Source organism: Pseudomonas sp. NPDC087615 (genome assembly GCF_044743445.1).
GTDB classification, from domain to species: domain Bacteria; phylum Pseudomonadota; class Gammaproteobacteria; order Pseudomonadales; family Pseudomonadaceae; genus Aquipseudomonas; species Aquipseudomonas baetica_A.
The window spans coordinates 1-7,700 of record NZ_JBIUWM010000103.1 but is presented as its reverse complement, the minus strand read 5'-3'; the positions used below and the strand labels follow the sequence as shown (position 1 = coordinate 7,700).

At 58.1% G+C, this 7,700-nt stretch carries 5 protein-coding genes and 1 pseudogene; 5 read left to right on the top strand and 1 reads right to left on the bottom strand.

What is annotated here, in order from left to right; genetic code table 11:
• From ACIOU6_RS27255 to bfr, 3 genes and pseudogenes are all read left to right on the top strand, one after another.
• A pseudogene (locus ACIOU6_RS27255) lies at positions 1 to 203 on the top strand (bL17 family ribosomal protein); the annotation flags it as partial.
• Between the two features lie 239 nt (positions 204 to 442).
• Positions 443 to 1,897, top strand: coding sequence for a catalase (locus tag ACIOU6_RS27250; protein ID WP_401139810.1), 1,455 nt, complete (start codon positions 443 to 445; stop codon positions 1,895 to 1,897).
• Between the two features lie 149 nt (positions 1,898 to 2,046).
• Positions 2,047 to 2,511 carry a bacterioferritin gene (gene bfr, locus ACIOU6_RS27245; protein ID WP_221730273.1) on the top strand — a complete coding sequence of 155 codons (465 nt, stop codon included), beginning with the start codon at positions 2,047 to 2,049 and terminating at the stop codon, positions 2,509 to 2,511.
• Positions 2,512 to 2,573: 62 nt separating this feature from the next.
• Here the strand turns inward: bfr and uvrA are convergent, their stop codons facing one another.
• The gene (gene uvrA / locus ACIOU6_RS27240) at positions 2,574 to 5,408 is read right to left on the bottom strand and encodes an excinuclease ABC subunit UvrA (protein ID WP_401139807.1); all 2,835 of its coding nucleotides are present in this window, start codon (positions 5,406 to 5,408) and stop codon (positions 2,574 to 2,576) included.
• A 191-nt stretch (positions 5,409 to 5,599) separates the two neighbouring features.
• Here uvrA and ACIOU6_RS27235 point away from each other — a divergent pair, with 191 nt between their 5' ends.
• Complete coding sequence (locus tag ACIOU6_RS27235; protein ID WP_221730271.1) at positions 5,600 to 6,997, top strand: MFS transporter; 1,398 nt, start codon at positions 5,600 to 5,602, stop codon at positions 6,995 to 6,997.
• 9 nt (positions 6,998 to 7,006) lie between these two features.
• A complete protein-coding gene (locus ACIOU6_RS27230; RefSeq protein WP_008081898.1) occupies positions 7,007 to 7,531 on the top strand; it encodes a single-stranded DNA-binding protein in 525 nt (174 codons plus the stop codon).
• Positions 7,532 to 7,700: the final 169 nt, after the last annotated feature.

Below are 7,700 nucleotides of genomic sequence, written 5' to 3'. Positions count from 1 at the left end.
ACCGCCGTCTGGCTTTCGTCCGTTCTCGTTCTTAAGCTATCGTTGGTAAGCTCTTCAACGACCTGGGCAAGCGTTACGCTACCCGTGAGGGTGGCTACCTGCGCATCCTCAAGTGCGGTTTCCGTGCTGGCGACAACGCGCCTATGGCGTACGTCGAGTTGGTTGATCGTGCTACTGCTGGCGAAGCTGTATCCGCCGAGTAAGACGTCAGTCTGAAACAAAGAACCGGGCCTAGTGCCCGGTTTTTTGTGCCTGAAAGAAAAGCGCTTTACGTACAAGCATCTCTCTCTGTTCTGTCGTCACTATGTGTTGGGAAATATAATTAGTAATTTTCTATCGATGTGTGCAGGTTAATGAATTTGTAGGTGTCACATTGTTGATTGATACTCCCGTCCAAGCCGATTAGCCGGCAGCTCCAAGACTGACAGAGGAAGAAGACCGTATGAGCCAGACCAAAACGCTTACGACCGCCAGTGGCGCGCCTGTTCCTGATAACCAGAATTCTCGCTCCGCCGGCCCACGAGGCCCGCTGCTGCTCGACGATTTTCATCTGATCGAGAAGCTTGCCCACTTCAATCGTGAAAACATTCCTGAGCGCCGCGTTCACGCGAAAGGCTCGGGTGCTTACGGCACGTTCACTGTCACTCGCGACATCACTGAGTTCACCAGTGCCAAATTGTTCGAATCTGTCGGCAAGCAAACCCCGACCTTCTTGCGCTTCTCTACCGTGGGCGGTGAGCGCGGTTCGGCTGACACCGAGCGAGATCCGCGAGGTTTTGCTCTGAAGTTCTACACCGAGGAAGGCAACTGGGACATTGTTGGTAACAACACGCCGGTGTTCTTCATCCGTGATCCGCTGAAGTTTCCTGACTTCATCCACACGCAAAAGCGTTTGCCGCAAAGCAACTTGAAAAGTGCGCAGATGATGTGGGATTTCTGGTCGCATTCGCCTGAGGCGCTGCACCAGGTCACCATTCTCTTTTCTGATCGCGGCATTCCTGATGGCTACCGTCACATGCACGGCTTCGGTAGTCACACTTACAGCCTCATCAGCGACAAAGGCGAGCGTCACTGGGTGAAGTGGCATTACAAGACTAAACAAGGGATCAAGAACCTCGCGCCAGCAGAGGCTGCGCGTTTGGCAGGCACCGATCCAGACTACGCCCAGCGTGATCTGTTCGGGGCAATCGAGCGCGGTGACTTCCCGAAATGGCGTGTATGCATCCAGATCATGACCGAAGCCCAAGCGGCAGCGCATTACGAGAACCCGTTTGACGTGACCAAGACCTGGTCGCAGAAAGAGTTCCCGCTGATCGAAGTTGGCGAGCTGGAGTTGAATCGCAACCCGCTGAACTACTTCGCCGAAGTGGAGCAAGCTGCATTTGGCCCAAGCAACATGGTGCCTGGTGTCGGATTGTCGCCGGATCGCATGCTGCAAGGTCGTGTATTCGCTTACGCCGATGCTCACCGCTACCGTATCGGTACCAATCATCAGCAGTTGCCGGTGAATGCGCCACGCAATCCGGTGAACACTTACCAGCGCGACGGTTCGATGGCTTTCGGCAGCAACGGTGGCGCAGCGCCAAACTACGAGCCGAACAGCTACGTAGAGTCGCCGAAACAAGCGCCACATTACGCTGAGCCCGCGCTGGCCTTGAGCGGTGCGGCTGACCGCTACGATCATCGTGAGGACAGTGATTACTACAGTCAGGCGGGGGCACTGTTCCGCTTGATGAATGACGAACAGAAAGCGCTGCTGGTCAGCAACATTGCAGGAGCGATGGCCGGTGTGACGCCTGATGTTGTGGATCGCCAGTTGCAGCATTTCTACAACGCCGATCCGGCGTATGGAGAAGCAATCGCAAAGCTGCTCAACGTACAGCTTAACGAAGTCTAAACGAGAAGCAGAACCGCCCTCATTAGGGCGGTTTTTGCGTTATTTAGACTGCTTTTCTCAGATTATCTTCGCTTTTATTGCGCGTGGAGGGTGACCTGACAGTCAGGTTGGTTCAAACTACAGCCTTTCAAGCAGGGAGATGTAGGGCGATGCAAGGCCACCCAGACGTTATCGATTACCTCAACACGTTGCTGACCGGCGAACTGGCCGCGCGTGACCAATATTTTGTCCATTCGCGGATGTATGAGGACTGGGGATTCACCAAGCTCTACGAACGAATCAACCACGAGATGGAAGAAGAAGCTGGCCATGCTGACGCCTTGATGCGCCGGATTCTGATGCTTGAAGGTACACCACGCATGCGTCCGGATGATCTGGATGTCGGCACCACCGTCCCGGAGATGCTCGAAGCCGATCTGCGCCTTGAGTACAAAGTCCGTGCGGCATTGTGCAAGGGCATCGAACTCTGCGAACAGCACAACGACTACGTCAGCCGCGAGATCTTGCGCGTTCAGCTCCACGATACCGAAGAAGATCATACCTACTGGCTGGAAAAGCAGTTGGGCCTGATCAAGCTGATCGGTCTCGAGAACTACCTGCAATCTCACACCTGACATGTAATACAAAAAAGCCCCTGTCACTGACGAAGTGACAGGGGCTTTTTCATGCTCGGCGTTTAGGCCCGATCACGGATCAGCAGCGGCTTGAGGTAATGGCCTGTGTGAGATTGCTTCATCTCGGCCACTTCCTCGGGCGTGCCGGTGGCAATGATCTGGCCACCCTTGGAGCCACCCTCAGGCCCGAGATCGACCAGCCAGTCGGCAGTCTTGATCACGTCAAGGTTGTGCTCGATCACCACCACGGTGTTGCCGTGGTCGCGCAGGCGGTGCAGGACGTCGAGCAATTGCTGGATATCTGCGAAGTGCAGGCCCGTGGTCGGCTCGTCGAGGATATACAACGTCTTGCCGGTATCGCGTTTGGACAGCTCACGGGACAGTTTGACCCGCTGCGCCTCACCACCGGACAAGGTCGTCGCCGACTGCCCCAGCTTGATGTACGACAGCCCCACATCCATCAACGTTTGCAGCTTGCGCGCGAGCGCCGGTACCGCGTCGAAGAACACTCGAGCCTCTTCGATGGTCATCTCGAGAGTTTCGTGGATGTTCTTGCCCTTGTATTTGATCTCAAGGGTTTCGCGGTTGTAGCGTTTGCTCTTGCACACGTCGCAAGGGACATAGATGTCCGGCAGGAAGTGCATTTCAACCTTGATCAGGCCATCACCCTGGCACGCCTCGCACCGACCGCCCTTGACGTTGAACGAGAAACGCCCAGGGCCGTAGCCACGGGAACGCGACTCGGGCACGCCGGCGAACAGTTCCCGGATCGGGGTGAACAGCCCGGTGTAAGTTGCCGGGTTGGAGCGTGGTGTGCGACCAATCGGGCTCTGGTCAATGTCGACCACTTTGTCCAGATGTTCCAGACCCTTGATGCTGTCGTGAGTTGCTGCTTCCAGAGTGGTCGCGCCGTTGAGTGCCGTGGCGCTCAGCGGGAACAGGGTGTTGTTGATCAGGGTTGATTTGCCCGAGCCGGAAACACCGGTCACACAAGTCAGCAGGCCGATCGGAATTTCCAGATCGACGTTGCGCAGGTTGTTACCCCGCGCACCCTTGAGTGCCAGAACCTGTTTTTTGTTGCGCGGTGTACGCTTGGCCGGCACCTCGATCTTCACCCGCCCCGACAGGTATTTGCCGGTCAGGGAATCGGGGTGCGCCATGACTTCGGCTGGCGTACCTTCGGCAACGATCTGTCCGCCATGCACACCGGCACCGGGGCCGATATCCACGACATAGTCAGCCAGGCGAATCGCGTCTTCGTCGTGCTCGACCACAATCACTGTGTTGCCGATGTCGCGCAGGTGTTTGAGTGTGCCGAGCAGCCGATCGTTATCACGCTGGTGCAAGCCGATGGAAGGCTCGTCAAGGATATAAAGAACACCCACCAGACCGGCGCCGATCTGGCTGGCCAGTCGGATCCGCTGTGCTTCGCCGCCGGACAACGTGTCGGCACTGCGATCCAGCGACAGATAGTCCAGGCCCACGTTGACCAGAAACTGCAGGCGCTCGCGGATTTCCTTGAGAATCTTGTCCGCGATCTCGCCACGCCGGCCAGTCATCTTCAGTTCGCCGAAGTATTCACACGCATCGCCAATCGGCAAATTGGTCACTGCCGGCAGCGTCTTCTCGCCGACCCAGACATGCCGAGCCTCACGACGCAGACGGGTGCCACGGCAGTCCGGGCAAGACTGAGTGCTGAGGAACTTGGCCAGTTCTTCACGCACGCTCGCCGATTCGGTTTCGCGGTAGCGACGCTCGAGGTTCGGCACGATGCCTTCGAACGGGTGCGAACGTTTGACGATATCGCCACGGTCGTTCAGGTACTTGAAGTCGACGTTCTGCGAGCCGCTGCCGTGCAGGATGAATTTCTGCTGATCGGCTGGCAGTTCGTTGAACGGCACTTCCAGGCTGAACCCGTAATGCGAGGCCAATGAGCCAAGCATCTGGAAGTAGTAGACGTTACGTCTATCCCAGCCGCGAATTGCACCTTCGGCCAGCGTCAGGTCGCCATTGACCAGTCGCTTGATGTCGAAGAATTGCTTCACGCCCAAGCCATCGCAAGTCGGGCAGGCGCCGGCCGGGTTGTTGAAGGAAAACAGTTTTGGTTCGAGCTCGCTAATCGCGTGGCCGCAGATCGGGCAGGCGAAACGTGCGGAGAAGATCATCTCTTCGCCCGGCTCATCGTCCATCGGCGCCACAAGGGCAATGCCGTCCGCCAGTTTCAGTGCGGTCTCGAACGATTCGGCCAAACGCTGCTGCAGATCGGCGCGGACCTTGAAGCGGTCGACAATCACGTCGATAGAATGCTTCTTCTGTTTATCCAGTTTCGGCAGTTCGTCGAGCTCGCAGATCCGGCCGTTGACCCGGGCACGGACGAAGCCCTGGGCGCGCAGCTCTTCAAACACCGACAAGTGTTCGCCCTTGCGCTCGCGGATCACCGGGGCCAGCAGCATCAATTTGCTGCCTTCCGGCTGGGCCAACACCAGGTCGACCATCTGGCTGACGGTCTGCGCTTCCAGCGGAATATCGTGGTCCGGGCAGCGCGGCGTGCCGACGCGTGCATACAGCAGGCGCAGATAGTCGTAGATTTCGGTGATGGTGCCGACCGTGGAGCGGGGGTTGTGCGAGGTCGATTTCTGTTCGATGGAAATCGCAGGCGACAGGCCTTCGATGGTGTCGACGTCGGGTTTTTCCATCATCGACAGGAACTGCCGGGCGTAAGCCGACAGGGATTCGACATAGCGGCGCTGACCTTCGGCGTAGAGTGTGTCGAAGGCCAGGGACGACTTGCCGGATCCGGACAGGCCGGTGATGACGATCAGCTTGTCCCGTGGCAGGGTCAGGTCGATGTTCTTCAGGTTGTGGGTACGGGCCCCACGTATCAGGATCTTGTCCAAAGTGGCCTCGCTCGGCGGGCGTCGAAAACGTAGGAGTATACGGGCAAATACTGGATGGATGCACACTATCAAGCGCAGCGTTTTTTGCCATAGATGAAGAGAGTTTCATCTATGCGTGTCATAGCGTCGCGATATACCCCGTCTTCCGATGGGACTGGTAGAATCGCCGCCGGTTCACACGAGGTTTTTCCATGCACGATCTCCACAGCGAACGCATGAGTGGCAGCGAGACCCGCGCGGCGAGCGGTCTGGCCCTGGTGTTCGCCTTCCGTATGCTTGGCATGTTCATGGTGTTGCCAGTACTGGCGACCTATGGCATGGATCTGGCAGGCGCGACCCCGGCCCTGATCGGGCTGGCTATCGGCGCTTACGGCCTGACCCAGGCGATTTTTCAGATTCCGTTCGGGATCATTTCCGACCGCATTGGCCGCAGGCCGGTCATTTACCTGGGGCTGATCGTCTTCGCCCTCGGCAGTGTGCTGGCGTCCCAGGCCGATTCGATCTGGGGCGTGATTGCCGGGCGGATCCTGCAGGGCGCCGGGGCGATCTCCGCCGCGGTCATGGCCTTGCTCTCCGACCTGACCCGTGAACAGCACCGCACCAAAGCGATGGCGATGATCGGCATGACCATCGGCTTGTCCTTTGCTGTGGCGATGGTGGTCGGGCCGTTGCTGACCCGGGTTTTCGGTTTGTCCGGACTGTTCCTCGCTACAGGCGGCATGGCACTGATCGGGATCCTGATCATCATGTTCATGGTGCCGCGCTCAACCGGGCCGATGCAGCATCGCGAGTCTGGCGTGGCGCGTCAGGCGTTGATGCCGACGCTCAAGCATCCCGATCTGCTGCGCCTCGACCTGGGCATCTTTGTATTGCACGCGATGCTCATGTCGAGCTTCGTCGCGCTGCCCCTGGCCCTGGTGGAAAAAGCGGGTTTGCCCAAGGAGCAGCATTGGTGGGTGTACCTGACAGCGTTGCTGATTTCGTTCTTCGCCATGATCCCGTTCATCATCTATGGCGAGAAGAAACGCAAAATGAAACGAATCTTGCTCGGCGCCGTCATGACGCTGATGCTGACTGAGCTATTCTTCTGGAAGTTCGGTGACAGCCTGCGGGCTCTGGTGATCGGTACGGTGGTGTTCTTCACCGCGTTCAATCTGCTGGAAGCTTCATTGCCGTCGCTGATCAGCAAGGTTTCACCGGCAGGTGGCAAGGGCACGGCCATGGGCGTGTATTCCACCAGTCAATTCCTGGGTTCGGCACTCGGCGGGATACTCGGCGGCTGGCTGTTTCAGCATGGCGGTCTGTCGGTTGTGTTCCTCGGATGTGCGGGGCTGGCTGCCATCTGGCTGGCCTTTGCTGTTACCATGCGCGAACCTCCCTACGTGACGAGCCTGCGCTTGCCGTTGTCGCCCGAGGCGATCCGCGAAGCGGGTCTGGTCGAGCGCCTCAAGGCCCTCGTAGGGGTAACAGATGCAGTGATAGTCGCTGACGAAGCGGCTGTTTACATCAAACTGGACAAAGAATTAGTGGATCGCGACACCCTCGAACGCCTGGTGAACAACCCGGCCGGGGCTGCTTGCGAAGCCTAGGAGAACGTTATGGCCCGTGGGGTTAACAAAGTCATATTGGTCGGCACTTGCGGCCAGGATCCCGAAGTTCGCTACCTGCCTAACGGTAACGCCGTGACCAACCTGAGTCTGGCAACCAGCGAACAGTGGACCGACAAGCAAACCGGTCAGAAGGTCGAGAAGACCGAGTGGCACCGTGTTTCGATGTTCGGCAAGGTGGCCGAGATCGCCGGTGAGTACCTGCGCAAAGGTTCGCAGGTCTACATCGAAGGCAAGCTGCAGACCCGCGAGTGGGAAAAAGACGGTATCAAGCGTTACACCACCGAAATCGTGGTCGACATGCAAGGCACCATGCAACTGCTCGGCGGCCGCCCACAACAGGGCGACCAACAAGGCGGCGGCAACAACTATCAGCAGTCCGCTCCAGCTCCACGCCAGCAGGCACCGCGCCCGCAGCAGTCGGCTCCACAGCAGCGTTCGGCCCCGGCTCCACAGCAGGCCGCACCGCAACCGGCTCCGGATTTCGACAGCTTCGATGACGATATTCCGTTCTGATTCTTGGCTGCATACGATCTAAATAAAAAGGCCCGTCGTTCAACGCGACGGGCCTTTTTTGTGGGCGGTGTCTCGTCCTGAATAAGGTTTACACCTTCTGGCTTCTTATCAGGAGGGTGCAATGGATACGGGCGCAAAACGTAGTCAGCGCGATTACACGCTGACTTTT

Excerpts from the sequence above, each read along its gene's own strand:
- ACIOU6_RS27250 (WP_401139810.1), top strand. The coding sequence starts at position 443 with ATGAGCCAGACCAAAACGCTTACGACCGCCAGTGGCGCGCCTGTTCCT.
- bfr (WP_221730273.1), top strand. The coding sequence starts at position 2,047 with ATGCAAGGCCACCCAGACGTTATCGATTACCTCAACACGTTGCTGACC.
- ACIOU6_RS27235 (WP_221730271.1), top strand. The coding sequence starts at position 5,600 with ATGCACGATCTCCACAGCGAACGCATGAGTGGCAGCGAGACCCGCGCG.
- ACIOU6_RS27230 (WP_008081898.1), top strand. The coding sequence starts at position 7,007 with ATGGCCCGTGGGGTTAACAAAGTCATATTGGTCGGCACTTGCGGCCAG.